At 63.9% G+C, this 25,403-nt stretch carries 26 protein-coding genes; 10 read left to right on the top strand and 16 right to left on the bottom strand.

Annotation, left to right across the window (positions count from 1 at the left end):
* Window positions 1-13 precede the first annotated feature (13 nt).
* Window positions 14-1,870, bottom strand: a complete 1,857-nt coding sequence (locus ACTJK4_RS14495; protein WP_232042463.1) for a methyl-accepting chemotaxis protein — start codon at window positions 1,868-1,870, stop codon at window positions 14-16.
* A gap of 238 nt (window positions 1,871-2,108) precedes the next feature.
* On the opposite strand from ACTJK4_RS14495, the gene ACTJK4_RS14490 reads away from it, so the two are divergent.
* The 3 genes from ACTJK4_RS14490 (at window position 2,109) to ACTJK4_RS14480 (ending at window position 6,832) form a co-directional block, all read left to right on the top strand.
* Window positions 2,109-3,005, top strand: a complete 897-nt coding sequence (locus ACTJK4_RS14490) for a LysR substrate-binding domain-containing protein (protein ID WP_440818241.1) — start codon at window positions 2,109-2,111, stop codon at window positions 3,003-3,005.
* 96 nt (window positions 3,006-3,101) lie between these two features.
* Window positions 3,102-5,750 (top strand): DNA mismatch repair protein MutS, encoded by a 2,649-nt coding sequence (mutS, locus tag ACTJK4_RS14485; protein WP_260802686.1) that lies wholly within the window; start codon window positions 3,102-3,104, stop codon window positions 5,748-5,750.
* Window positions 5,751-5,755: 5 nt separating this feature from the next.
* The gene (locus tag ACTJK4_RS14480; protein WP_440818240.1) at window positions 5,756-6,832 is read left to right on the top strand and encodes a hypothetical protein; all 1,077 of its coding nucleotides are present in this window, start codon (window positions 5,756-5,758) and stop codon (window positions 6,830-6,832) included.
* Window positions 6,833-6,880: 48 nt separating this feature from the next.
* Here the strand turns inward: ACTJK4_RS14480 and ACTJK4_RS14475 are convergent, their stop codons facing one another.
* Entirely contained in the window at window positions 6,881-7,408 is a 528-nt protein-coding gene (locus tag ACTJK4_RS14475) for an FKBP-type peptidyl-prolyl cis-trans isomerase (protein WP_147213627.1), read from the bottom strand.
* 11 nt (window positions 7,409-7,419) lie between these two features.
* Here ACTJK4_RS14475 and ACTJK4_RS14470 point away from each other — a divergent pair, with 11 nt between their 5' ends.
* Together ACTJK4_RS14470 and ACTJK4_RS14465 are read left to right on the top strand one after the other, a co-directional pair.
* Window positions 7,420-8,649 (top strand): JmjC domain-containing protein, encoded by a 1,230-nt coding sequence (locus ACTJK4_RS14470; RefSeq protein WP_433866826.1) that lies wholly within the window; start codon window positions 7,420-7,422, stop codon window positions 8,647-8,649.
* A gap of 239 nt (window positions 8,650-8,888) precedes the next feature.
* The gene (locus ACTJK4_RS14465) at window positions 8,889-9,128 is read left to right on the top strand and encodes a hypothetical protein (protein WP_440818239.1); all 240 of its coding nucleotides are present in this window, start codon (window positions 8,889-8,891) and stop codon (window positions 9,126-9,128) included.
* A gap of 156 nt (window positions 9,129-9,284) precedes the next feature.
* Here ACTJK4_RS14465 and ACTJK4_RS14460 read toward each other — a convergent pair whose 3' ends face one another.
* From ACTJK4_RS14460 to ACTJK4_RS14425, 8 genes are all read right to left on the bottom strand, one after another.
* Window positions 9,285-10,070 carry an MBL fold metallo-hydrolase gene (locus ACTJK4_RS14460; RefSeq protein ID WP_316868773.1) on the bottom strand — a complete coding sequence of 262 codons (786 nt, stop codon included), beginning with the start codon at window positions 10,068-10,070 and terminating at the stop codon, window positions 9,285-9,287.
* 34 nt (window positions 10,071-10,104) lie between these two features.
* Window positions 10,105-11,301: an outer membrane protein assembly factor BamC gene (gene bamC, locus ACTJK4_RS14455; RefSeq protein ID WP_232042456.1), complete on the bottom strand. Its 1,197-nt coding sequence runs from the start codon at window positions 11,299-11,301 to the stop codon at window positions 10,105-10,107.
* Between the two features lie 71 nt (window positions 11,302-11,372).
* Complete coding sequence (gene dapA / locus ACTJK4_RS14450; RefSeq protein ID WP_024976031.1) at window positions 11,373-12,257, bottom strand: 4-hydroxy-tetrahydrodipicolinate synthase; 885 nt, start codon at window positions 12,255-12,257, stop codon at window positions 11,373-11,375.
* 118 nt (window positions 12,258-12,375) lie between these two features.
* Window positions 12,376-12,942, bottom strand: a complete 567-nt coding sequence (locus ACTJK4_RS14445; protein WP_440818238.1) for a class I SAM-dependent methyltransferase — start codon at window positions 12,940-12,942, stop codon at window positions 12,376-12,378.
* Window positions 12,943-12,952: 10 nt separating this feature from the next.
* Window positions 12,953-14,155, bottom strand: a complete 1,203-nt coding sequence (locus ACTJK4_RS14440) for a tryptophan--tRNA ligase (protein WP_232042454.1) — start codon at window positions 14,153-14,155, stop codon at window positions 12,953-12,955.
* 21 nt (window positions 14,156-14,176) lie between these two features.
* A complete protein-coding gene (locus ACTJK4_RS14435) occupies window positions 14,177-14,842 on the bottom strand; it encodes a site-2 protease family protein (RefSeq protein WP_440818237.1) in 666 nt (221 codons plus the stop codon).
* A gap of 66 nt (window positions 14,843-14,908) precedes the next feature.
* The gene (locus tag ACTJK4_RS14430; protein WP_440818236.1) at window positions 14,909-15,532 is read right to left on the bottom strand and encodes an L-threonylcarbamoyladenylate synthase; all 624 of its coding nucleotides are present in this window, start codon (window positions 15,530-15,532) and stop codon (window positions 14,909-14,911) included.
* Window positions 15,533-15,545: 13 nt separating this feature from the next.
* Window positions 15,546-16,406 (bottom strand): 3',5'-nucleoside bisphosphate phosphatase, encoded by an 861-nt coding sequence (locus tag ACTJK4_RS14425; RefSeq protein ID WP_316877846.1) that lies wholly within the window; start codon window positions 16,404-16,406, stop codon window positions 15,546-15,548.
* Window positions 16,407-16,556: 150 nt separating this feature from the next.
* Between ACTJK4_RS14425 and ACTJK4_RS14420 the strand changes: the two genes are divergently transcribed.
* On the top strand, window positions 16,557-17,636 hold the full coding sequence (locus ACTJK4_RS14420) for an NAD(P)/FAD-dependent oxidoreductase (RefSeq protein WP_433866817.1): 1,080 nt from the start codon (window positions 16,557-16,559) through the stop codon (window positions 17,634-17,636).
* A gap of 8 nt (window positions 17,637-17,644) precedes the next feature.
* Window positions 17,645-18,190 carry a DUF4166 domain-containing protein gene (locus tag ACTJK4_RS14415; protein WP_440818235.1) on the top strand — a complete coding sequence of 182 codons (546 nt, stop codon included), beginning with the start codon at window positions 17,645-17,647 and terminating at the stop codon, window positions 18,188-18,190.
* Window positions 18,191-18,320: 130 nt separating this feature from the next.
* On the opposite strand, the gene ACTJK4_RS14410 is transcribed toward ACTJK4_RS14415, so the two are convergent.
* Both ACTJK4_RS14410 and ACTJK4_RS14405 read right to left on the bottom strand, forming a co-directional pair.
* Entirely contained in the window at window positions 18,321-19,238 is a 918-nt protein-coding gene (locus ACTJK4_RS14410; RefSeq protein ID WP_316868767.1) for an alpha/beta fold hydrolase, read from the bottom strand.
* A gap of 79 nt (window positions 19,239-19,317) precedes the next feature.
* Window positions 19,318-20,160 carry a ferritin-like domain-containing protein gene (locus ACTJK4_RS14405; RefSeq protein WP_440818234.1) on the bottom strand — a complete coding sequence of 281 codons (843 nt, stop codon included), beginning with the start codon at window positions 20,158-20,160 and terminating at the stop codon, window positions 19,318-19,320.
* Between the two features lie 115 nt (window positions 20,161-20,275).
* Here ACTJK4_RS14405 and ACTJK4_RS14400 point away from each other — a divergent pair, with 115 nt between their 5' ends.
* The 3 genes from ACTJK4_RS14400 to ACTJK4_RS14390 all read left to right on the top strand — a co-directional run bounded on the left by ACTJK4_RS14400 (window position 20,276) and on the right by ACTJK4_RS14390 (window position 22,333).
* Window positions 20,276-20,803: a gamma carbonic anhydrase family protein gene (locus ACTJK4_RS14400; protein WP_004626140.1), complete on the top strand. Its 528-nt coding sequence runs from the start codon at window positions 20,276-20,278 to the stop codon at window positions 20,801-20,803.
* Window positions 20,800-21,813: an Hsp33 family molecular chaperone HslO gene (gene hslO, locus ACTJK4_RS14395; RefSeq protein ID WP_440818233.1), complete on the top strand. Its 1,014-nt coding sequence runs from the start codon at window positions 20,800-20,802 to the stop codon at window positions 21,811-21,813. The genes ACTJK4_RS14400 and hslO overlap by 4 nt, the downstream gene beginning before the upstream one ends.
* A 106-nt stretch (window positions 21,814-21,919) precedes the next feature.
* Window positions 21,920-22,333, top strand: coding sequence for a hypothetical protein (locus ACTJK4_RS14390; RefSeq protein WP_440818232.1), 414 nt, complete (start codon window positions 21,920-21,922; stop codon window positions 22,331-22,333).
* Window positions 22,334-22,389: 56 nt separating this feature from the next.
* On the opposite strand, the gene ftsB is transcribed toward ACTJK4_RS14390, so the two are convergent.
* From ftsB to kdsA, 4 genes are all read right to left on the bottom strand, one after another.
* Window positions 22,390-22,725, bottom strand: a complete 336-nt coding sequence (gene ftsB, locus ACTJK4_RS14385; RefSeq protein WP_012435260.1) for a cell division protein FtsB — start codon at window positions 22,723-22,725, stop codon at window positions 22,390-22,392.
* Window positions 22,726-22,816: 91 nt separating this feature from the next.
* Window positions 22,817-24,100 carry a phosphopyruvate hydratase gene (gene eno, locus ACTJK4_RS14380; protein ID WP_009238483.1) on the bottom strand — a complete coding sequence of 428 codons (1,284 nt, stop codon included), beginning with the start codon at window positions 24,098-24,100 and terminating at the stop codon, window positions 22,817-22,819.
* A 54-nt stretch (window positions 24,101-24,154) separates the two neighbouring features.
* Complete coding sequence (locus tag ACTJK4_RS14375; RefSeq protein ID WP_316868764.1) at window positions 24,155-24,445, bottom strand: DUF1330 domain-containing protein; 291 nt, start codon at window positions 24,443-24,445, stop codon at window positions 24,155-24,157.
* Window positions 24,446-24,537: 92 nt separating this feature from the next.
* A complete protein-coding gene (kdsA, locus tag ACTJK4_RS14370) occupies window positions 24,538-25,392 on the bottom strand; it encodes a 3-deoxy-8-phosphooctulonate synthase (protein ID WP_232042443.1) in 855 nt (284 codons plus the stop codon).
* Window positions 25,393-25,403 lie beyond the last annotated feature (11 nt).

Below are 25,403 nucleotides of genomic sequence, written 5' to 3'. Positions count from 1 at the left end.
AGTCGGTCGGAGGTCAGAACGTTTCCCAGTCCGAATCGTCTCCTGCGGCCACCAGCGGCTTCGCTTTGGTCAGGCTTGCCGGTATCACCGCCGGTGCGGGCGCACTCGTCTCGGCTCGGTCGACCGGCTTGGCCGCCGCCTTGCGCAGCACAGGCGGCTTGCGCGACGTCAGCCTGGGCTTGGCCGCATCGGTGCTCGGTTTGGCGGCCCCGCGGCGCGGCGCTTCATCCTTGGGCGCTCCCGGCGCTGCAACTGCGATTGATTTGACCGGCGCAACAACTGGCTCAACCTTGGCCACCATGGCGGGAGCACGCAGCGCATGCGCGTCGAGGCGGAATTGCGCCACCACCTGCGTCAGACTCACCGCCTGCTCTTCGAGCGATTGCGCGGCTGCGGCGGCTTGTTCCACTAACGCGGCGTTCTGCTGCGTGGCGTCGTCAAGCTGCGTGACGGCGTGGCTGACTTCTTCGATCCCCGAGCGCTGTTCCTGGCTGGCCGACGAAATCTCGCCAACGATGTCGGTCACGCGCTTCACGCTCGCAACGATTTCGCGCATCGTCGTACCCGCCTCTTCCACCAGCGCGCTACCTGCATCCACGTTGACAACGGAATCGTCGATGAGCGCCTTGATCTCCTTGGCGGCAGCGGCGCTGCGCTGCGCGAGGCTGCGCACTTCACCGGCCACCACCGCAAAGCCACGGCCCTGCTCACCGGCACGGGCCGCTTCCACCGCGGCATTCAGCGCGAGGATGTTGGTTTGGAAGGCAATGCCATCAATCACGCCGATGATGTCGACGATCTTGCGCGACGACGCGTTGATCGAGCCCATCGTCTCCACCACGCGCGTCACCACATCGCCGCCGCGCACGGCCACATCCGAGGCGGACGCCGCCAGTTGGTTGGCCTGCTGGGCGTTGTCGGCGTTCTGCTGCACCGTCGACATCAGCTGTTCCATGGCAGAAGCCGTTTCTTCGAGCGAGCTGGCCTGCTGTTCGGTGCGCGACGACAGATCGAGGTTGCCGCTGGCGATCTCGCGCGTGGCGGTACCAATGGTTTCCGAGGCGCCCTTGATGCGGCCGATGGTCTGCACCAGCGCGCCGCGCATGCGGCTCATGGCGTAGAGCAGGCTGTGGTTGTCATCGGCACGGGTGGCAATTTCGACCGTCAGGTCACCGCCGGCGATGCGATTGGCCACATCCGCCGCGTAGGCAGGGTCCCCGCCGAGCGTGCGCTGCAGCCCGCGGTTCGCGATACCGCCCAGCAATACAAGCAAACCGGCCACCAGCACCAGCAGGCCGCCCGTCTGGTACAGCGAAGTCATGAACGCGGCATTGATGTCGTCCATGTAGACGCCGGTCGAGAAGACCCAGTCCCACGGCTCATAGCGCATCGCGAACGCCGTCTTGGGCACCGGCTCCGTGCCGCCGACCTTCGGCCAGACATAGCTGGTGAATCCGCCCTTGGGATCTTTGGCCGCATTGGTCAGGCCCATGTAGACCGCATTGCCCTGCGCATCCTTGAAGCCGGATTGGTCCTTGCCGACGAACTCCGGCTTGATCGGGTGCATCACCACCACATTGTTGGAGCTGGTGATGGTGAAGTAGCCGTCCTTGTCGTAGCGCAGCGCCTTGAAGCGGTCGATCGCCTCCTTCTGCGCGGCGTCTTTGGTCAACGTACCGTTCTTCGTCAGGTCGTCGTACTGCTTGACCAGGTTCATGGCCATGGTCGTCACGCTGACGAGGTTGTTCTTGCGCTCCTCCACGCGGATCTCGCGCGCCTGATACGCGTTGAATACCGAGATCAAGGTCAGCGCGACAAGGCTGATGACCAACGGCAGCCAAAGCTTTTGGCGAAAGCTGAGCTTGCTCATTCCAGAGTCTCCGGATGCGGAACCGCGACGCGCCGTTTGCGCAAATGCGATTCCACTATGGTTTTAGGGGTCCGGATGGTCTATCGGCAGGCAGGGCCCCAATCTTGAGGGCGCGTACCCGCGCGCCGAGCGGCTACGCGGCATTTCGGCCTTCCCACGACGACGGGGGCGGCGATTGATCTTTGCAAATCACGCTACATTGGTCAGAATTCTTTTGATTTGGAATTGACAATCGACGATGAAAACCACGCTCGAAGAACTGCTCGCCTTCCGCACGGTGGTCGATACGGGCTCCGTCACGGCCGCTGCGGAGCAGCTCGGCCAGACTGTGTCGGGTGTGAGCCGGGCGCTGCGCCGCCTCGAAGAGAAGCTGGACACCACCCTGCTCTCGCGCACAACGCGGCGGCTGTCACTTACTGACGAGGGCGCGACATTTCTGGCGCAGGCGCGCAGGATCCTCGCCGCCGTCGACGAGGCCGAGGAGCAGATCGCCCTGCGCCGCCAGCAGCCAGCCGGCCGCCTGCGCGTCAACGCTGCCATGCCTTTCATGCTGCATGTGGTGGCGCCGCTGGTGCCGGACTTCCGCGCACAGTATCCGCAGATCGAGCTGGAACTGAACACCAACGACCTGATCATCGACCTGCTGGAGGAAGACACCGACGTGGCGATCCGCATCGGCACGCTGCGCGATTCCACCCTGCGTGCGCGTCTGCTCGGCACGCGGCGGCTGCGTGTGCTGGCAAGCCCCGCCTATCTGAAAGCGCACGGGCGGCCACGCAACCTGGAAGACCTGCAGAAGCACGCCCTGCTCGGCTTCGCGCAGCCGGAATCGCTCAATTTCTGGCCCCTGCGCGGCCCGCACGGCGACCGCCTGCGCATCGAACCCACGCTCAAAGCATCAAGCGGTGAAACCCTGCGCCAGCTCGCCCTGCAAGGCGCGGGCATCGTCTGTCTGGCCGACTTCATGACCGCTGAAGACCGCCGCGCCGGCGATCTTGTGCAGGTGCTGCCGGATGCCACGGTCGAGGTGCTGCAGCCGATTCACGCGGTGTACTACCGCAACACGCAGCTGGCTTCGCGGATTGCGTGCTTTCTCGACTTTTTGGAAGCCAGGCTCACCGACGATGTGCGGTGATGCGCCCTCGCGGGTGTGCAACAATTGCACGATTCAACACCTTCCGCGCGCGGCCTAATCGCATGACATCGGGCCGCGCGCTGCGCATTGGTACTCATGGCTGAACACTCCGCTCCGGTTCTGGAGATCGACCCGAAATACGGCCCCTTCGACAAGCACACTCCAATGATGCAACAGTACCTTCGCTTGAAGGCTGGGCATCCAGACACGCTTGTCTTCTATCGCATGGGCGACTTCTACGAGCTCTTCTTTGAAGACGCCGAAAAAGCCTCGCGCCTGCTCGATATCACGCTCACCGCACGCGGCAGCTCCAACGGGCATCCGATCCGCATGGCGGGCATCCCGTTCCACGCTGCGGAGCAATACCTCGCCAAGCTCGTCAAGCTGGGCGAATCCGTTGCGATCTGCGAGCAGATCGGGGATCCGGCCACGACCAAGGGGCCGGTCGAGCGCAAGGTCGTGCGCGTCGTCACACCCGGCACGTTGACAGACGCCGCGCTGCTCTCCGACAAGGTCAACAATCACCTACTGGCCATCGCGCACTTACCGGGCAAGCGTGGCTCGGCACCGCTGATCGGTCTGGCGTGGCTCAACCTGGTCGGCGGCGAACTGCGCGTGATGGAGTGCAGCCCCGACCAGCTCGACCGCGAACTCGAGCGCATCCGTCCTGCTGAAGTTCTGGCCGACGATGCAACGCTGAACACCATCCAGGTGGATGTTGCCCGCACGCGCCTGCCCGATTGGCATTTCGACGTGGAAGCCGGCACCCGCCGCCTGCGCGAACAACTCGGTGTGGCGAGCCTCGTTGCTTTCGGTGCGGAAACGTTGACGGCCGCACTGGCGGCTGCCGGCGCGCTGCTCAATTACGCGGCGGCCACGCAAGGCCAGTCTCTGCGCCACGTGATCGGCTTGACCGTCGAGCATGAGAGCGAATTCATCGGCCTGGACACCGCCACGCGCCGCAACCTGGAGTTGACCGAGACGCTGCGTGGGCAGGAATCGCCGACGCTGTTCTCGCTGCTGGACACCTGCGCGACCAGCATGGGCAGCCGTCTGCTGCGCCACTGGCTGCATCATCCGCTGCGGAATCGCGCAGTGCCGCAAGCACGGCAGCAGGCGATCGAAGTGCTGCTCGGCAGCGATTGGCAAACGTTGCGTGCGACGCTGCGCACGCTCTCGGATGTGGAGCGCATTACCGGGCGACTGGCGCTGCTGTCGGCGCGCCCGCGCGACCTGTCATCGTTGCGTGACACGCTCGCACGCCTGCCTGAGATTCGCGAAGAGCTGCCTCAAAGCGATGCCGCGCCGCTGCTCGCCGAGCTGTACGCCGCGCTCACCCTGCCCGAAGATGCCCACGCTCTGCTCCAGAGCGCCGTGATGGCTGAGCCCGCAGCCATGGTGCGTGACGGCGGCGTCATCGCCCGAGGCTACGACGCAGACCTTGATGAGCTGCGCGATATCTCTGAAAACTGTGGCCAGTTTCTCGTCGATCTGGAAGCCCGCGAGCGCGAGCGCACCGGCATCGCCAATCTGCGGGTCGAGTACAACCGCGTGCACGGCTTCTACATCGAAGTCACCAATGGCCAGGCCGCCAAGGTGCCCGACGATTATCGGCGTCGCCAGACGCTGAAGAACGCCGAGCGCTACATCACGCCCGAGTTGAAGGCGTTTGAAGACAAGGCCTTGTCGGCGCAAGACCGCGCGCTGTCGCGCGAAAAGCTGCTCTATGAGGAACTGCTGCAGAAGCTGCTGCCGCATCTGGCCGAGTTCAAGCGCATTGCCGCCGCGCTGGCCCAGGCCGATGTGCTCGCGACGCTGGCCGAGCGTGCGCATGCGCTGTCGTGGTCGCGTCCCATGCTGACGGATGCACCCGGCATTGAACTGACCCGCGCACGCCATCCGGTGGTCGAACAACAAGTCGAACAGTTCGTCGCCAACGACTGCGTGCTGCAGGAGGCGCGCAAGCTGCTGCTGATCACGGGCCCCAACATGGGTGGTAAATCGACCTTCATGCGGCAAACCGCGCTGGTCGTGCTGCTCGCCTACGTGGGCGCGTTTGTGCCGGCGGAAGCAGCCGTCATCGGACCGATCGACCGCATCTTCACGCGCATCGGCGCGGCCGACGATCTGGCGGGCGGGCGCTCGACCTTCATGGTCGAGATGACCGAAGCCGCTGCCATCCTGCACCGCGCCACGCCCAACAGCCTGGTGCTGATGGACGAAATCGGCCGCGGCACGAGCACGTTTGATGGTCTGGCGCTCGCCTGGGCAATTGCGCGCCACCTGCTGTCGCACAACCGCAGCCACACGCTATTCGCCACGCACTATTTCGAGCTGACGCAACTGCCGCAGGAGTTTGCACAGGCCGCCAACGTGCACCTCTCCGCCGTCGAACACGGTGACGGCATCGTTTTTCTGCATGCCGTGCAGGAAGGTCCGGCCAGCCAAAGCTACGGGTTGCAGGTCGCGCAGTTGGCCGGGGTGCCGCAACCGGTCATTCGTGCCGCACGCAAACGGCTCGCCTGGCTGGAGCAGCATTCCGCCGACACCGGCGCCACGCCCCAGCTCGACCTGTTCGCACTCGCAGCCGAAACGCCCATCGACGACGAAGACGATGCCAGCGATGAAGCCCCCGACAGCGCGCTGACGGATGCGCTCGCCGGAATCAACCCTGACGACATGACGCCGCGCGAGGCGCTCGACGCGTTGTACCGCCTCAAGGCGCTGGCAAGCCCATCCGCCTGATTCCGATGACCCGGCCCGGCGCAGCTTTCCGCACGCTCCAATGCATCGCCATAACGTTGGCGATGCTGCTGCCGATGGCTGCGCCCGCCGCGTCAAAGAGCACGAAGCCTGCAACTGACGCGCCGGCCGCCTTCACCTTCACGGTGATCGGCAATGTGCCCGAGCGCGCTGAAGATGTCGCCCCTGCGCATGCATTACTGGACGCCATCGACGCCGAACATCCGGCCTTTGTTGTCCATCTGGGCAACCTCAAGGGCCGGGATGAATCGTGCTCCGACACGCTGCTCGAAGCACGTCATGACCTGCTCGACAGCCTGATCACCCCGGTCATCTACATCCCGGGCGACCACGACTGGAGCGACTGCCAACGCCCCGCCGCCGGCGGCTTCGACCCGGTGGAGCGCCTGTTGCGCCTGCGCGAGCTGTTCTACCCGGACGACAACACGCTCGGCCAGCGCGCCATGACCGTCATGCGCCAGTCCGATCAGGCCAAGTTCCGCAGCTACCGCGAAAACACACGCTGGACGATGAATGACGTGCTGTTCGTCACCCTCAACGTGCCCGGCGACAACAACAACTACAAGATCGCAGGCGGACGCAACGGCGAATACGAAGATCGCCTCGAAGCCAATCGCCAATGGTTAGCACGCGCCTTTGCCGTCGCGCGCCAACGCAAGATGGCCGGCGTGGTGATCATGATGCAGGCCGACCCGCTCTTTGAAGACGGATGGGAACGGCGTCGTGCGCCTAATCTGTTCGACGGCTTGCTTCGGCGGCGCTCGCATGACGGCTACCTCGCACTGAAGCGCCAGTTGCGAACGCTCACGCGCGATTACGACGGCGCCGTCCTCCTGATCCACGGCGCCAGTCAGACTTTCATGCTCGACCGTCCGCTCAAGGACGAAAACGGCCGCCCGGACTCGCACGTGATGCGCGCCCGGACCTATGGTTCGCCAGTGCTGGATCGCTGGCTGGAAGTGTCCGTCACACCAGGCCACTCGCCGCTGTTTCATCTCCGCAGCCGTCGCCTCGACAACACCCCTGCCCCGGCGCCGGAAATCACGCCAGCGCCGGTGCAATAAAAAACGGGAGCCGAAGCTCCCGTTCTTGCATCTCGATGGACTTGCCGATCAGTGCAGCGTGTGCGGCTTGTCGTCGTCTTCGTCCTCGTCCACCACTTCAAGGCCGTTTTCACCGTGCACATGGCCGTGCTCGATTTCTTCTGCCGTGGCTTCACGAACTTCCGTAACCTTCAGTTCGAAGCGCAGCGCCATGCCGGCCAGCGGGTGATTGCCGTCCAGAACAACCTTGTCTTCCGCCACGTCGGTGACGGTGTAGACGATGGCGTCTTCCTCGTCGCCATCTTCGGGCACGCCCTCGAACTGCATGCCGACTTCAAGCGGTTCCGGAAAGCGATCACGCGGCTCGATCTTGATCAGCTCTTGATCGTAGTCACCGAAGGCGTCGTCCGGCTCGAGCTGCAGTTTGGTCTCAAAGCCTTGCTCCTGGCCGTCCAGCGCTTCCTCGATTTTGGGGAACGTGCCATCATAGCCGCCGTGCAAGTACACCATCGGCTCATCGGATTCCTCGATGACGTTGCCCTGCGCGTCGGACAGTTTGTAAGCCACCGACACCACCGTATTCTTCGCGATTTTCAATTGCGCACTCCATGAACGAAGTCCCATTATACGCTGCCGATGGCGGCGTCCAACCCGCTCTTCCGCTCGAGCGGCCGGCGCAACTCCTCGGCGGGCTGTCGCCGCGCGATTTCATGCGCACGCACTGGCAGAAAAAGCCTCTGCTGATCCGGCAGGCACTTTCCCCGGAAGAGATGCGTGCACTGCACTTTCCGCTATCTCCCGAACGTGTCCTTGCCCTGGCGGAGCGCCCTGACGTCGAGTCCCGCCTGATCGCGCAATCGCGCGGGCGCTGGTCGTTCAACCACGGCCCCTTCGACGAACGCCCGCTGCCGTCACGCAAGACGCGCAATTGGTCGGTGCTTGTGCAAGGCGCAAACCTCGTCGAGCCGGCGGTTGAAGCGCTCATGCAGCGCTTCCGGTTCATTCCGGACGCGCGGCTCGATGACGTGATGATCAGCTTCGCCACCGACGGCGGCGGAGTCGGCCCGCACTTCGATTCGTACGATGTGTTCCTGTTGCAGGCCCACGGCAAACGCCGCTGGCGCATTTCCGCCCAGGACGATCTCACGCTCGTCCCCGATCTGCCGCTCAAAATCCTGGCCAACTTCCAACCTGAAGAGGAATTTGTGCTCGAGCCAGGCGACATGCTGTATCTGCCCCCGCACTACGCACACGATGGCGTGGCAGAGGGAGACTGCATGACGTACTCCATCGGATTCCGCTCGCCCTCGTACCGTGAACTGGCCGGCCACTTTTTGGGCTTCCTGTCGCAAACGCTGGAAGACGATCCCAACTTCGAAGGCCGGTACGCCGATCCCGAGCAAAAACCCACCGCGCACCCCGGCGAACTGCCGGCTGCCATGGTCAAGGCCCTCGCCCAGAAACTCAATGCGTTGCGCTGGACGCCTGAACTCGTCGGCGAGTTCCTAGGCGCGTACCTTTCCGAGCCCAAGGATCACGTCGACTTCGTCACGCAGCCCCGTTTGCCGCTCGCCCGTTTCACAGCCCGGGCACGCAAGGAAGGCATCGTGCTCGACGCGCGCACACAGGCGCTGTATGACGCGCACCGATTCTGGATCAACGGCGATACGTTCGAGCCTTCGGGAACGTTGCTTGCGTGGCTTTCCGCGTTGGCGGACGCCCGTCGTGCGAGCGCGGCGTCCGTCGATGCGGCGGCCGGTTTGCCGGATCTGATGGATACGCTGCATGCATGGTACGAAGAAGGCTGGCTGAGGCTGGGTGGCCCCGCACAGCGATGATTCCCCATTGAAACAGATCGTTACAAAAGCGTCTGAATCGCACGTGCGTCAGCCCCGACTCGGCTACACAGGGTAGGTAAAGGTCGCTATAATCCGACGCTAGCTTGCAGGCCGAGCAGCCCTCGTGCGGCTTGGCTGCCAGCAGAGAAGAAGGTGTAGTACCTGAGCGATAATTACCGGTAATTATTCATCGCCCTTTTTGTTGTCCGCTTTCCATATTCAGTTTAAGGATCGAAAAAATGAAAAAGTCTCTCCTGATCGCCTCGCTGATGGCTGCTGTGGCTCTGGCTGCTTGCGGTAAGAAGGAAGAAGCTGCTGCTCCGGCTGCTGCTCCGGAAGCCTCGGCTCCGGCCGCTGCTGCTCCGGCCGCTCCGGCTGCTTCGGACGCTGCTGCTCCGGCTGCCCCGGCCGCTTCGGACGCCGCTGCTGCTCCGGCTGCTTCGGACGCTGCTGCTTCGGCTCCGGCTGCCAAGCAATAATCGCGTTTCTCGCGAGACAAAAAAGCCGACCTTCGGGTCGGCTTTTTTTATGGGCGCAAACTGGCGCTCGAGCATCCGGGCAGCAGTCGCGCTGGCCCTCTGTTATTCAAAGTTGTTTCTGAATCTTACAAAGCGCTCCGATCTGTCCTGCCGCACTCAAACGGTGCGCCAGAGCAACCCTTCTTCCTGATCCGCGATCGGCACGTCTCCAACGCTGGCACCCAGCGGCACTGCGATCGCCTCAGCCGCCAATAGCGGTGTGTTGTTCTGCTTGGACAGATGCGCGGCCACGACAGTATGCAAGGCGTCATGGCGCACGCGAGTGAGGATCGCGGCGGCAATGTCATTGGCCAGGTGGCCAAAATCCCCCCCGATACGACGCTTTAATGACCAGGGATAGGCTGAGTTGGCCAGCATCTCCCGGTCGTGATTGCATTCCAGCACGAGGGCGTGCATGCCCGTCAGGTGGGTGCAGAGGTATTCCGTCAACATGCCGGCATCGGTAAGCACCCCCAGGCGCCGCGCACCGTCATCGAAAACAAACTGCAGTGGTTCGCGCGCGTCGTGCGGCACGGTGTACGGCAAGATTTGCAGATCGCCAACACAGAACATATCGTCGGCGCGGCAGAAACGCACGGCCGCACGGTCAGCGCCGCGCAGGTTTTCCGTGGCGCGATACGTGCCGTGGCTGGTCCAGACGGGAATATTGAATTTGGCGGCAAACGCATAGGCGCTGCCAACGTGATCGCTATGCTCGTGCGTGACGAGGATGGCGTTGAGGGATTCGGGCGTACAGCCCAGGCGTTCGAGCCGCCTCACAGTCTCGCGGATACCGAATCCGCAATCCAGCAGAATGCGCGTGCACGTCGCTCCGCTCGCGGATTCGACGAGCAGCGCATTCCCTTCACTGCCGCTGCCAAGGCTCGCGAATCTCAGTGTCATCGCCCACCCAGGCAGCCGTACTGCATGATGCCGATTACCGCAGTTGCTCGTCGAGCAGCGACAGGATGCGCTTGCCGATGTCGCCGGTCTGCGCGGAGCCATCGTCGTTTTGCACCAGCACCGTCGACGACGTGCCTGCGTCCTTCACCACCACACGGTAACGCTTGGCGCGCTTGAGGTCTTCGATCTTCGTGCCCGAGAACAGGCGCGAGAAGAAGCCAGGTGCGTTGGCTTCGGCGCGCGTATCGGCGTAGCGGACGAAGTACACGCCTTGCGAGCGGTCGCGATCATCCACGGTGAAGTTCACGCGGTCCAGCGCCAGACCCACGGTACGCCAGGCGCGATCAAAAGGCTCCGGCACCTGGAGAACCGGCTGGCCATTCGATTGCGTCAGCAGCGACGGGCCGGTACGCGGGGCCGGTTCAGCCTTCGTGCCGTCTTGCACCGGATGCGCAGCCTGCGTTTGTGCAAGCTTCTGCTGTGCGGCTTCCTTGCTGGCACCCAGACGCTGCATCAGGCGCGAGAGGAATTCGGCTTCGAGTTCGGGATCGGCCGGACGCGGTGTCCACACAGTCTGGTCCTTGGACGAACCGACCAGTTGTTCCTGCGCACCGCGGTGCGAGATGTAGACCTCGACCGTGCCATTCGGGCCCTTCTCGATGCGAGTGCGGAACTTGTCGCGTTCCGACGTCGAGTACAGACCATCGAACACCTTGCCGACAGTGCGGCGGATGATGTCCTGCGGAATCTTCGCGCGGTTCTCGGCCCAGTCGGTTTCCATGATGCCGGTCTCGGGCGAATCGATCACCAGCAGGAAACCCAGCTCTTGCCAGAAGGTGCGCAATTGCGGCCACAGAGCATCCGGCGTGGTCTTCACGACCAGCCAGCGCTGATTGCCATCGCGCTCGATGCGCATGTCGGACACGGCCGGCAGCACGTTGTCGGTGCCCGAGCCAGGCGTCGTTACCTTGGGCGCCGTCGACGTGTAGGCCGACAGCGTGGTCGTGCCCGTGTCCGGCGCGGCATAGCGGCGATCAGCCTGGATGCCGGTCAGGTCGGGCGGGATTTCAAGCGTCGGGCCCTTCTTGGCCTGCGATTTGTAATCGATGCGGTCCGGCTGCATCGCCTCATTGACGGTATCGCAACCGGAAATCAGGGCAACCGACAGCGCGGCCAGCAACAGTTGAGCGGACGTCGCCACAGCCCCGCGACGGGTTTGGTGCAGTTTCATTGACTTGCGATCCTTCAGATGAGAACGATGGCTTAAGGGCCCAGAAGCGTCTGGAAGGGGCCTTGAAACAATCAGGAGAGCAGCCCGGCATCCTTCAGGGATGCGCGCACAACCTCGTGATACTGGGGTGCCAGCGGCGTCAACGGCAGGCGGATGCCACCTTCCATCTTGCCCATGGCCTGGAGAGCCCACTTGACGGGAATCGGATTCGACTCGACGAACAGGTTCTTGTGCACCGACAGCAATTGCATGTGAATGCGGCGAGCCGTTTCCACGTCACCACGCATGGCAGCCGCGCACAGTTCGTGCATGGCACGCGGCGCCACGTTGGCTGTCACGGAAATGTTGCCGTGGCCGCCCAGCAGCATCAGCGCGATGGCCGTCGGGTCATCCCCGCTATAAATCTTGAACGAGGCCGGCGCGCCTTTGATGAGGTGCGCCGCGCGGTCGATGTTGCCGGTGGCTTCCTTCACGCCGATGACGCCCGGCACTTCGGCCAGACGCAGCATGGTTTCGACCGTCATATCGGCCACCGTGCGACCCGGCACGTTGTACAGAATGACCGGCAGATCCACCGACTCGGCCACCTTGCGGAAGTGCAGGTACATCCCTTCCTGCGTCGGCTTGTTGTAGTACGGCACGACCTGGAGGGAGGCATCGGCGCCCACTTGCTTGGCATAGGCCGTCAGCTCGACGGCCTCGGTCGTGGAGTTGCCGCCGGTACCCGCAATGATGGGGATGCGCTTGTTGGCCTGCTCGACCGCCACGCGGATCAGCTCACGGTGCTCTTCCACCGACACGGTCGGCGATTCGCCGCTGGTGCCGACGATCACGATGCCGTCGGTGCCTTCGGCGATGTGCCAGTCGATGAGCTTGCGCAGGGACGGAAAATCAAGGCTGCCGTCCTCGTGCATGGGCGTGACGATGGCGACGAGACTGCCGGAAATCTGGATCATGGTTTCGAAAGCAGACAAAAACGTGAACGTAAACAGTCGGATTGTACCGGATCGTCAGAACGGATTCGCCACATCTGGGACCCGCCAAGAGACGGGTAAGCCGCCGTCCTCAGCAACTTCAAAGTGCGTAGCGCGGCGCAACCGACCCGGCCGGCTCGCGAACCGCGCAAACCCGCTGCACGTAAGCTTCTCGGGGCGCTACGAGGAAGCCGTCCTCATAGCCGATCACCCGCAGTTGGCCGCGCACGGCATCGAGCAATTCGCCCGGCGCCAGCAGGAATGCCGGATTGGACGGCTTCCCGACGGTTTCGTTTCCGATGGCGAAGGTTTCGTAGATCAGGCGGCCGCCCGGCGCGACGGACGCAAGCAAGCGCGGCCAGAGCGGTCGATGCAAGTAATTCGTGACCACAACGGCATCGAAAGTGGCCCCCGCGGGCAACGGCCACGGGTTTCCTTCGATGTCGGCGACGATGGTTTGGGCGATGCCCGCGAGGCCCGACAGCGCTGCCGCGTCACGATCGATGCCCGTCACTTGCAGGCCGCGTCCAGCAAGCCAACGTGCGTGGCGGCCGCTGCCGCAAGCCACATCCAGCACGGAGGCGCCGGCCGGTAGTTCAACCGCCCACCGTGCCACCCACGGTGACGGCGCAGCAAGCGTGTGCGGATCCAATGCGACAGCAGACATCAACGGCCCATCAGCTATACGTCAGACCCATCGCCTCGCGCACCTCGCGCATGGTCTCTTGCGTGACCTTGCGCGCGTTATCACAGCCATCGGCGATGATGGCGCGCAGCAGCGACGGATCGTCCATGTATTTCTGGGCGCGTTCGAGCATCGGCTGTTGTTCGCGCAGAATGCCCTCGATCACAGGCTGCTTGCACTCCAGGCAGCCGATGCCGGCGCTGCGGCAGCCCTTCTGCACCCACTCTTTCGTGTCGGCGTCGGAGTAGACCTGGTGCAGTTGCCAGACCGGGCACTTGTCCGGGTCGCCCGGATCGGTGCGGCGCACGCGGGCCGGATCGGTCGGCATGGTGCGAACCTTTTTCTCGACAGTTTCCTTGTCCTCGCGCATGCGGATCGTGTTGCCGTACGACTTGGACATCTTCTGGCCATCAAGACCCGGCATGCGCGACGCCTCGGTCAGCAGCACCTGCGGCTCGGGCAGGATGATCTTGCGGGCGCCTTCCAGGTAACCAAACAGGCGTTCGCGGTCGCCCATCGAGAGGCTCTGCGACTCGGCCAGCAGCGCGCGGGCCTGCTCCAGGGCTTCGTCTTCGCCGCGCTCCTGGTAGGCCGTGCGCAGTTCCAGATACAGCTTGGCGCGCTTGCCGCCGAGCTTCTTGGCCGCTTCCAGCGCCTTCTCTTCGAAGCCCGGTTCACGACCGTAGAGGTAGTTGAAGCGGCGGGCAACTTCGCGCGTCATCTCGACGTGCGGCACCTGGTCTTCACCCACGGGGACGAAGCCGGCGCGGTAAATCAGGATGTCCGCGGCCTGCAGCAAAGGGTAGCCGAGGAAGCCATAGGTGGAGAGGTCTTTTTCCTTGAGCTTCTCGATCTGATCCTTGTACGTCGGCACGCGTTCCAGCCAGCCCAGCGGTGTGCCCATCGAGAGCAGAAGGAACAGCTCTGCGTGCTCGGGCACACGGCTCTGGATGAACAGCGTGGCCTGAGTCGGATCGACGCCGGCAGCCAGCCAGTCAATCAACATTTCCCACACCGATTCCGCGATCACCTCGGGCGACTCGTAGTGCGTGGTCAGCGCATGCCAGTCGGCTACGAAGAAGAAGCATGGGTACTCGGCTTGCAGCCGGACCCAGTTTTTCAGGACGCCGTGGTAATGCCCCAGGTGCAGAGCACCGGTCGGACGCATGCCGGAGAGAACGCGGTCAGGAAACATGTGGGAAATGGAGTTGAAGACTCAGGAAAACAGCATCTGCAGCGGACTCAGGATCCACTGCAGCAGTTGAAACAGCAGCGCCATGATTGGGCGCATCCAGACATTGGTGATGACGTTGGAAATGATCAGCGCCATCACGATGAAAAAGCCGAACGGTTCGATGCGCGAGAGGCCAAGCGCCAGCCGAGGCGGCAGGAGTGCCGCCAGCACGCGCCCGCCATCAAGCGGCGGCAGCGGAAACATGTTGAACGCCGCCATCACCATATTGACCAGAATGCCAGCGCGCGCCATGCCGATCAGGAACGGCTCGTTCACACCGCCCACCGCGAACGCAACTGCCAGCACGCCCCAGAAGATCGCCTGGACAAAGTTGGTAGCGGGCCCGGCCAGCGCCACCCACATGCCATGCCAGCGCGGATCACGCAGACGGCCGAAGCGCACCGGCACCGGCTTGGCATAACCGAACACAAACGCGCCCTTGGTGGCGAAATACAGCAGCAGCGGCATCGCGATCGTGCCGATCGGATCGATGTGCCGCAGCGGATTGATGCTGATGCGACCCATGACATAGGCCGTATCGTCGCCGAAATGCTTGGCGACATAGCCATGCGCCGCCTCATGCAGCGTGATGGCAAACAGGACGGGAATCGCGTAAACCGCGATGTTTTGGATCAGTGCGGGGTCCATAGGCGGGCTATTGTAGCAAGCGCGCGCCTCGGCACGACGCCACCGAAGCGCGCACCAAACGCTCGCCTACAAGCCCACGCGGGCCGGATCGCCTCGGCCGCGCCTTACGAGTTCGGGCTCGCCGCTCGTCAGGTCGATGACGGTGGTAGGTTCGGCCGGGGCCGGGCCGCCGTCGATGACGAGTTCAAGCTGCTTTTCAAGCCGATCCCGAATGGTCTCGGCCTCATTGAGCGGCTCGTCATCGCCGGGCAGTTGCAGCGTGGCGGAGAGCAGCGGCTCACCCAGTTCAGCCATCAGCGCCAGGGGGATCGCGTGTTCCGGTACGCGCAGGCCGATGGTCTTGCGCGACGGGTGCGAAAGCCGGCGCGGCACCTCCTTAGTCGCCTCCAGCAAGAAGACGAACGGCCCCGGCGTGGCCGCCTTCAGCACGCGGTACTGTTTGTTATCGACGCGCGCAAACGTGGCCAGCTCGGAAAGGTCACGGCACATCAGCGTGAGGTGATGCTTATCGTCGATGCCCCGCACGCGGCGCAGGCGCTCGACGGCCGATTTATCGTCAAGATGGCAGGCGAGTGCGTAGCAGGAATCTGTGGGCAGCGCGACAAGGCCACCGGCGCGGATAATCTCCACGGCCTGGCGAACCAAGCGCCCTTGCGGCGTAGTCGGGTGAATCTGGAAGAACTGGGACATGGCAGCCGCGCGCTCAGGACATCCACCGGCTCCACACCGGCGTCAGGTTGTCGGGCAGCGGCGGCAGCGTGCCGAGTTCGACACGGCCCTCGCCCGGGCCATGGAAATCTGAACCGCGCGACGCCATCAGGCCGTAACGGCGGGCCACGTCGGCGTACAGCGCGTATTGGTCGGGCGTATGGCTGCCGGTGATGACTTCGACGCCCTCCCCGCCTAGCGCCTTGAATTCATCAAACAGCGCGCCGTGCTCGACCAGCGACAGCGTGTAGCGTCCTGGATGCGCCATCACCGCGACCCCACCCGCGCCCTTGATCCAGTTGATCGCATCGGCCAGACGCGCCCAGCGATGCGGCACGTAGCCCGGCTTGCCGTCGCCCAGGTAGCGGTCAAACACTTCGTGGATGTCGCGGCAGTGTCCATGCTCGACCAGGAAGCGGGCGAAATGGGTGCGCGAGACCATGTCGGGATTGCCGGCGTAGCGCAATGCACCTTCGTAGGCGCCTTCGATGCCGAGCTTGGCCAGCGCGGCGCTGATGTCTTCAGCACGCGCGCAGCGACCGGAGCGTGTTCGCTCCAGCCCCTGCACCAGATCGGCGTTATCCGGGTCGATACCCAGGCCGACGATGTGCAGCGTGCGCCCCGCCCAGGTCACGGAAATCTCTACGCCCGACAGGTAATCCATGCCCAGCGCCGCTGCGGCCTCGCGCGCGGCGGCCTGCCCGCCCACTTCGTCGTGGTCGGTCAATGCCCAGAGCGTCACACCGTGCGCAGCAGCACGGGCGGCCACTTCGTGCGGTGCAAGCATGCCGTCCGACACCGTGGAATGGCAGTGCAGATCGGCATTTCGGGCGGAGGCGGCGGAGAGGTTTGGCATTCCGCCATTTTACTGCTGCGTCGCGCAACCGGGGGCCTCACCCCACTAAAGATCGGCATTCGGAAGACCCGACTGCCCGTGGCGGTGTTCACGGCGAGGCGCTTGCTGCGGGCTATAGTGGTCGCATTGTTTCGTCCTCGACGCTTTGCAATGACTTCCGCCGCCACAGCCCCCGCCGATCTCCCTCAGCCCTTGGAGCAACGCATCGACGTGCTCGTCGTGGGCGCGGGGCCGGTGGGCCTATTTGCAGCCTTCCAGGCCGGCGTGCTGGGCATGTCGTGTGTGCTGGTGGACGCATTGGACCGCCCGGGCGGCCAATGCACGGAGCTGTACCCGGAAAAACCGATCTACGACATCCCGGCGCTGGTCTCGTGCACAGCTCAGGAACTCGTTGACCGGTTGATGGCGCAATGTGCGCCGTTCAACTACCCCATCCTCTGCGGACGCCGCGCCGAAACCGTCGAAACGCTGGAAAGCGGGCACAGCCAGCGCTTTCGCGTCACCACCAGCGCCGGCGACGTGTTCGACTGCGCCGCCGTACTCATCACGGCGGGCAACGGCGCGTTCACCCCACAACGCGTGGCCTTGCCTGAAGCGGCCGCGCTGGAAGGTCGCCATCTGCACTATGCCGTGCGCGACACCGCGCGCTTTGCGGGCAAGCGCGTGGTGATCGCAGGCGGCGGCGATTCCGCACTCGACTGGGCGCTCGCGTTGCGTAAGGTGGCCGCACGCGTGACGCTGGTCCATCGGCGAGAGGGCTTTCGCGCCGCCGATGCGAGCGTCGCTGAAATGCGCGCCGCCGTCGCCGCCGGCGAAATGGATTTTGTGCTCGGCATGCTTTCGCGCCTGGACAGCACGCCCGACGGCACGCTCACCGGCGCGGCCATCCGCGGGCGCGACGGCGAAACCGTACTGCCCTGCGACGAACTGATCGCGCTGTATGGGCTGGTTTCCGAGCCTGGGCCCATTGCCAACTGGGGCGTTGAGATGCGCGCGGGCCGCATCACGGTCGAAACGACGGCGTATGAGACGTCGCGCCCCGGGGTGTTCGCCGCAGGCGATATCGCGCTGTATCCGAACAAGCAGAAGCTGATTCTGTCGGGCTTCCATGAGGTGGCGATGGCGCTGCGCCGGGCATACCGCTACGCGAATCCGGATAAGACGCTCGTGCATACGCATTCGAGCAACGATGCGGGGCTGCAGACGAAGCTGCATGTAACGGCGGAATAAGGTCTCGCATGCGCGCGCCGTCGCTCTACGAAACTGTGCTTGGCGCGCGATATGCGGAACTGGCGCCGGCCGTGCAGACATTCCACCGAATGACCGGCGTGGTGACCCTGCACGGCGAGGTCGAAACAGAAACGCCCGCCTCGCGCCTCGCACGGGTGCTTGCATGGTGCATTCGCACGCCACGGACACCGACGCGTGGCCCGATCCGGGTCACGCTCCAAACCGCCGCCATGGAAGAAACCTGGACGCGCGATTTTCCCCGACACACGATGCGCTCAACCTTGTCGCTGCGGCAGGGGCGCCTCACGGAGCGGCTCGGCGCGGTGCGTCTGTTCTTTGCGCTCGAAGCAGAGCACGGTGTGTTGCAAATGCGCCTGCAAGGCTTGCGCTTCCTCGGTATCCCCTGCCCGGCATGGCTGCGGCCGGCCGTATTGGCCGAGGAATCCGGCGACGGTGACCGCTTCCACTTCAACATACGCGCCAGCGTGCCGTTACTGGGCGTGGTCGCGGCGTATCGAGGCTATCTCGACCTGGCGACGTTGGAGCACGAATGATCGTTGTCTACCGTGCCATCTACCGTGCTCTTCGCGCGAGACGGCCGTGCGTGGCATGAAAGCGCCGCGCGACCCGCGCATGCTGCCGACGCCCGGCGCAGCACAGCGGTTTCTTCATTGAGCCTGCCGCTCAGCGCTGCAAGCAGAACGCTTCAATCAGCGCGGCCACCTGCTCCGGCTGATCGTGATGGAGCATGTGCCCCGCGTCTGCAATCAGCACCTCACGGAAATCAGGAAACGCCGCAAAGCGCGTCTTGAACTCGGCCAGCGGCACGTCGCCCGCGATCGCCTTCAGCGTGGGCGAATCGACGGCCTCGACGTGCAGCACGGGCGCGGCAACACGGCGCCAGATTTCCATCACCTCATCCAGCCGATAAAGCTGCGGATTGATGATCTTGTGCGCAGGGTCACCAAGGATCTCCCAGCGCCCTTCGGCGTTTTGGCTCGACCAGTGCTGCGCCAGAAATGCCGCCTTGTCGGCCGGTAGACGCGGGTTGGTCTTCTGCAAGCGCGCGGCGACGTCTTCAACGGTAGCGTAGGTGTTCAGGCGCGGCTTGTCCTTCAGCTCGTCGAGCCAACGCGCGTAACGGCGCGGCGCCTGGGATGCCTTCGACGCCGACATGCCGAAGCCCTCCAGATCCACCACGCGCCGCACGCGCTCGGGCCGGATACCCGCGTACAGGCAAACCACGTTGGCGCCCAGGCTGTGCCCGACCAGTGTCACCTGCCCCTCCGGCTGATAGTGATCAATGATGGCTTCGAGGTCCGCCACGTAATCGGCAAACCAGTAGCTCTCTACACCCGGGGCGTCGGTCGGCCGGGCAGACTGGCCGTAGCCGCGCCAATCCGGTGCCACGATATGCCAGCGCTCGCGCAGCGCATCGACCAGAAACTGGAACGATGCCGACACATCCATCCACCCATGAAACAGGAAGAGGATGGGCGCCCCCGGCTCGCCCCATTCGCGGATGTGGTAGCGCAGACCGCGCACGGGCAAATATGTCGAACTTGAGGCCTGACGTGCGGCAGGCTGCGTGGTGGAGTCCATGGTTTCCGTCACCGAATAGAAATCGAACGATCGTTCTTTTTCTGGGGATTATAGCGGCGGATGGGCAACGCCGTCGCGCTTAGAACGACGCTTCCAGCGTGGCAATTTCGTCGTCGTCGAAACCAGCCTGGCGGCGCGCCTCCAGGTTGAATGGCCCGCGCAAACGCGGCGCACCGTATTGCTCGGCCAGCTTGCGATACGTCGGCACGGGGTCCAGCCCCGCGCGCTCGCAGAGCCAACGGTACCAGCGGTTGCCGACCGCCACGTGGCCGATCTCGTCCCGCAGGATGATGTCGAGGATGCCCGCAGCGGCCATATCGCCCGCCTGGGCGAGCTTGGCGCGGATCGGCGGCGAGGCGTCGAGCCCGCGCGCCTCCAGCGTGCGCGGCACCAGCGCCATGCGCGCGAGCGGATCGGCGGCGGTTTTCTCCGTCATCTGCCACAAGCCGTCGTGGGCGGGGTGATCGCCGTAGCGGCAATCGAGCGTTTCCAGATGGGCGGCAAGCAACGAAAAGTGCGTCGCCTCTTCCGCCGCCACGCGCGCCCAGTCCTGGTAGAACGCCACGGGCATCGCCGCAAAACGCCATACAGCATCGAGCGCAAGGTTGATGGCATTGAATTCGATGTGCGCGAGCGCGTGCAGTAACGCGCCCCGGCCCCGTGGCGTATCGATCGCACGACGGCGCGGAACCTCGGAAGGCGGCACGAGCACCGGCGCGTCTGGGCGGCCCGGGACTCCGCTTTCGGGTGCTGCAATGGCTTCGTCAATACCCCAGCTCGCGTCGTCGGCGCACTTGGCGCGCTCGCCCAGATGCAGCGTGGCGTCCACCTTGCTGGCTGGATCTGTGAGACACAGGGCCGCCAAGGCAGCATGGCGCAGCGTGTCGGAAGGCGTTTTGGGGCAAGGCTGCGGAGCGGTCATCAGCGTACAATTTGGGCTTTCCGCCATTTTAATTCGACGCATCGGCTTGCCTTGCCCGGCAAGCTTGAAGACGCGCCCTTTTCCCCCATTTACGCAGATTATGGAGACCGATCGCATGGCCCTCTACCAACTCGGCGATGTTGCACCGACCATTGACGCCAACGCCTATGTGGCCCCCGAAGCGACCGTCATCGGCCGCGTGGAGCTGAAAGCACGCGCGAGCGTGTGGCCCGGTGCCGTCATCCGCGGCGACAACGAGCCGATTACCGTGGGCGAGGCCAGCAACGTGCAGGAGGGCTCGGTGCTGCACACCGACCCGGGCTGCCCGCTGAACATTGGCGACCGCGTAACGATCGGCCACCAAGCCATGCTGCATGGCTGCACGATCGGCGAAGGCTCGCTGATCGGCATCCAGGCGGTGGTACTCAATCGCGCGGTGATCGGCAAGAACTGCCTGGTAGGTGCGGGTGCGATCGTGACGGAGGGCAAGGTCTTCGAAGATGGCACACTCATTCTGGGCGCGCCTGCGAAGGCCGTACGCAAACTGACGGAAGACGACATCGCCAAGATGCACCTGAACACCGAAACGTATGCGGTGCGACAGGCGATGTACAAGCAGCAACTGAAACGGATCGATGGATGACTGACGAGCTGAAGAAATTTGTATTCGACGCCGCGCCTGTGCGCGGTGAACTGGTGCGCCTGGAAGGAACGTGGCAAGAGGTGCTGAGCCGCCGCCGCTACCCCGCCCCGGTCAGCACGCTGCTGGGCGAGATGATGGCCGCGGCCGCACTGCTGTCTGCCAATCTGAAGTTCAACGGCGCGCTCGTCATGCAACTGCACGGCGACGGCCCGGTACACATGCTGGTCGTCGAGTGCAACTCCGACCTGTCGATGCGCGCCACCGCCAAGATTGCCGAAGGCGCAGAGATTGCCGACGACGCCACGCTGGCCGCCATGGTCAACGTGCACGGCAACGGACGCTTCGCCATCACGCTCGATCCGCAGGACAAGCTGCCCGGCCAACAGCCGTATCAGGGCATCGTGCCGCTGTCGGACGAGAACGGGCCGCTCGCCACCATCACCGAAGTGCTTGAGCACTACATGCAAAGCTCCGAGCAGCTCGACACGCGCCTGTGGCTGGCGGCTGACAACAAGGTCGCGTCGGGCATGCTGCTGCAACGCCTGCCTTCATATGGCGGGGCAATGGAAGGCCGCACCGGCCATGCCCCCGCGCAGGTCGGTGAAACGGGCCAGCCGCTGCACAAGGACGTGCAGGAGCAAGACCTCGACACGTGGGAACGCGTCTGCCAGCTCGGTAAGACGCTGCGTCGCGACGAACTGCTCGAGCAGCCGATCGACACGCTCATCAAGCGCCTGTACTGGGAAGAAATGGAATCGGCCGGCATCCGCATGTTCGAGCCGCAGAGCCCGCGTTTCCGCTGCTCGTGCTCTCGGCTGCGCGTGGGCTCCATGCTTCGTACGCTTGGCCAACCCGAAGTCGACAGCATTCTGGAAGAACGCGGCAAGGTGGAAATCGACTGCGAATTCTGCGGCCAGCATTACAGCTTCGACGCTGTGGATTGTGCGCAACTCTTCGCGCAAGAGACCGTCGCGCAAGGCATCCAGGGCGCGTCCGAGCAGCGTCACTGAATACAAGCGACATAGTATGAAGTGCGCGTGGCGCGCGGCACTTATCGGTGCCGGCCACGCTCTAAATCGCCAGATTCTTCATCTGCCGCTTGCTGCGGAGCGCACCATGTTCAAGCTCATTTCCTCGCCCTTGCGATCGTTGAATTTCTCTCGCGCTGGCGCGCTGGCGTTGCCGATTGCGGCGGCGCTGCTGGCGTCGGCCTGCGTTGCCTTGCCGCGTGGCCCGGGCGGCATGCCCTACACCGCCCGGCTGTCGGACGATACGCAGGCCGCGGCACCGGCGCCGCTGTCGGCTGAAGACCGCAAGAAGCTGGATGCGCTGAATGCCAAGGCGCTGCGCGAATCGGATCAAGCCATCCGACGCGATGCGGAAGCGCGCGCCTATGCAGCCACGCCGTACTACGCGCCGTATCCGTACTACGGGGGGTATTCGGTGTATTACGGCAGCGGATGGCACCACCGTGGCGGCTGGGGCGTCAGCTACGGGGCGCCCGTGTGGGGCTATCCGTACTACTGGTAAATCCCGGAAGTTGCCCTGAAGGCGATCGCGTCTGCAGGACACGTCGCATAGCAGACTCAGTGATGCGCCTGCTGGCCCGCCGGAGGGGGCGGAGGTAGCGGAGTTTCGCTGGTTTTCGGGGCCGGTGCGACGAACTGCACGAAGCCTTCGTCGTCTTTCACCATCCCCAGTTCATAGCGCGCGCGCTCTTCAATGGCGCCCGTGCCTTCCTTCAAATCCTTCACCTCGCCTTCAAGCTTGGTGTTGCGCTGCTTCAGTTCAGCGTTGCGCTGATTCTGCGCCGTCACCTGCTTCTGCATATCCCACACGCGCAGCCAGCCGCCCTTGCCCAGCCAAAGCGGGTACTGGATAGCAAGCAGCAACAGCAGCAGGAACAGCGTAATCAGGCGCATAGAGACAAGCGTTGGCAGTACTCGGGCCCCAAATACCATGCGACCGCCAGAGCGGCGGTCGCACAGTCATGCGGAGCGAAACTGCGAGGGATTATCGCAGGTTATAGAACGCCGACTTGCCCGGGTAGCTGGCGATATCACCGAGGTCCTCTTCGATGCGCAGCAGCTGGTTGTACTTGGCCATGCGATCCGAGCGCGACAGCGAGCCGGTCTTGATCTGGCCGGCGTTCGTGCCAACGGCGATGTCGGCGATCGTGCTGTCTTCGGTCTCGCCCGAGCGGTGCGAGATCACGGCGGTGTAGCCGGCGCGCTTGGCCATCTCGATGGCAGCGAACGTCTCGGTCAGCGTACCGATCTGGTTGATCTTGATGAGGATCGAGTTGGCAATGCCCTTCTCGATGCCTTCCTTCAGGATCTTGGTGTTGGTGACGAACAGATCGTCGCCCACCAGCTGCACCTTCTTGCCGAGCTTTTCGGTCAGGGCCTTCCAACCGGCCCAGTCGCTCTCGTGCATGCCGTCTTCGATCGACACGATCGGGAACTTGTCAGCCAGATTTGCCAGGTAGTTGGCGAAATCTTCCGACGACAGCTGGAGGCCTTCGCCTTCGAGGTGGTATTTGCCGTCCTTGTAGAACTCGGACGCGGCGCAATCGAGCGCCAGCAGCACGTCTTCACCCGCCTTGTAGCCAGCCTGCTCGATGGCCGACAGGATCGTATTCAGGCACTCTTCGTTGCTGGCGAAGTTCGGTGCGAAGCCGCCTTCGTCGCCCACGGCCGTGCTCATGCCCTTGTCAGCCAGGATCTTCTTCAGCGCGTGGAAGATCTCCGCGCCGCAGCGCAGGGCTTCACGGAAGCTCGACTGGCCGACCGGCATCACCATGAATTCCTGGATGTCCAGGCTGTTGTTGGCGTGTGCGCCGCCGTTGACGATGTTCATCATCGGCACCGGCATCTGCATGGCGCCTGAACCGCCGAAATAGCGATACAGCGGCAGGCCGGCTTCTTCGGCAGCGGCCTTGGCAACGGCCATCGACACGGCCAGCATGGCGTTGGCGCCCAGGCGGCTCTTGTTCTCGGTACCGTCCAGATCGATCAGGGTGCGGTCCAGGAACGCCTGTTCCGACGCGTCCAGGCCCATGATGGCCTCGGAGATTTCGGTGTTGATGTGCTCGACGGCCTTGAGCACGCCCTTGCCCAGGTAGCGCGACTTGTCGCCGTCACGCAGTTCGATGGCTTCACGCGAGCCGGTGGACGCGCCCGACGGCACCGCTGCACGGCCCATCACGCCCGATTCCAGCAGCACGTCGCATTCGACGGTGGGGTTGCCGCGCGAGTCCAGCACTTCGCGACCGATGATATCTACGATGGCACTCATGAAAATCCCTCTTGGTGTCTTAAAGCAGGTAACGCTACGAGGTCGACAGGCAGCTCAAACGCCTTCGACCACGATCATGTTCATGTTGGCAGCCTTGGCGCGCGCGTTGCGCGCAGCGAGATACTCCTCGCTGTCGTAGAACGACTTGGCAGCGTCGTAGCTCGGAAACTTGAGCACAACGATGCGGGTAGGGTTCCACTCGCCTTCCAACTGCTCCGTCTTGCCGCCGCGCACCAGCGGCTCGGCGCCATGCGTTTGCATGGCTTTGGTCGACAGCGTCTTGTATTGCTCGTACTGCACGGGGTCTGTCACGTCCACGTACGCGAGGATGTAGCCAGCGGCCATGTGTCTTTCTCCGGATGCCGAAACGAAAACTGAACTGGGCTGAACCGAAAACGACTGCGGCGGCTAGTGGAGCCGCCGGTCATCGGGAAGAATCAGTCGAACTGATTTTCCAGGAAACCGCTGCGCTTGGTGAGCGCATCCAGTTCTTTCAGTACTGACAGCAAGTCTTTCATGCGGCGCAGCGGCACGGCATTCGGGCCATCTGATTTTGCGCATGCGGGATCCGGGTGCGTTTCCATGAAGACACCCGCAACCCCTACGGCGATGGCAGCACGGGCCAGCACCGGCACGAACTCACGCTGGCCGCCCGAACTGGTGCCCTGGCCGCCCGGCAACTGCACCGAATGCGTGGCGTCGAACACCACCGGCGCCCCTGTCTCGCGCATGATCGCCAGCGAGCGCATGTCCGACACGAGGTTGTTATAACCGAACGAGGCGCCGCGCTCGCAGGCCATGAAGTTGTCTTCCGGCAGGCCGGCATCGCGGGCGGCGTGACGCGCCTTGTCGATGACGTTCTTCATGTCGTGCGGCGCGAGGAACTGACCCTTCTTGATGTTGACGGGCTTGCCGCTCTGCGCACACGCACGGATGAAATCGGTCTGACGACACAGGAACGCCGGCGTCTGGAGCACGTCCACGACTTCGGCCACCGGCTTGATCTCGTCGATGTCGTGGATGTCGGTCAGCACCGGCACGCCAACCTGACGACGCACTTCCGCCAGAATGCGCAGCCCCTCGTCCATGCCCAGACCGCGGAACGAGGCGTCCGACGACCGATTCGCCTTGTCAAACGACGACTTGTAGATGAACGGAATGCCCAGTGCGCCCGTGATTTCCTTGAGCGTGCCGGCGGTGTCGATCGCCATCTGCTCCGATTCGATCACGCAGGTGCCGGCAATCAGGAAGAACGGTTTGTCGAGGCCGACTTCGAAATCGCAGAGTTTCATGATGTTCCCGT

The organism is Ralstonia sp. 22111 (assembly GCF_052045895.1).
Lineage (GTDB): Bacteria > Pseudomonadota > Gammaproteobacteria > Burkholderiales > Burkholderiaceae > Ralstonia > Ralstonia wenshanensis.
Note: the sequence above shows the minus strand (reverse complement) of the source record. Positions and strands in the feature narration are given on the sequence as shown.